Origin of the sequence: Curtobacterium sp. B18, assembly GCF_000333375.1 — a bacterium.
In the GTDB taxonomy this organism is placed as follows: Bacteria; Actinomycetota; Actinomycetes; order Actinomycetales; family Microbacteriaceae; genus Curtobacterium.
The window spans coordinates 1-370 of sequence record NZ_BACZ01000723.1 but is presented as its reverse complement, the minus strand read 5'-3'; the positions used below and the strand labels follow the sequence as shown (position 1 = coordinate 370).

At 74.1% G+C, this 370-nt stretch carries 1 pseudogene; it reads left to right on the top strand.

The features are described from left to right. Window positions 1-370 (top strand): annotated as a pseudogene (locus I5E_RS25810) (hypothetical protein); the annotation flags it as partial.

Sequence of the window (370 nt, the reverse complement as noted above, 5' to 3'; positions counted from 1 at the left end):
CTCGCTCGCGGTGTCGCTGGAACGCGGGCAGGGGTCGACGCTCGACGACCAGACCACCCTGGACTCGACCGCCCTCACGCTCAGCCGGTCCGGGGCGCAGCTCGCGACCCTCGCCGGCAACCTGGCGAGCCGGAGCGGCTACGACCCGGAGCCCGCGCTGCGGCAGCTCGGCGTCAGCTTCGTCCTGCTCGACGACGCCCCGTCGGGTTCCTCGGCGCAGGCGGTCCACGACCGTGCGGCGGGTGCGATCGGGCAGAACGCGCTGTTCACGAGCATCGGCGAGACCACGAGTGGGCAGCTCTTCCACCACGAGGGCGACGTCGACCGTCCGTCCACCGGATCGGCCGGCGCCCGGGCCACGCACGTCCTC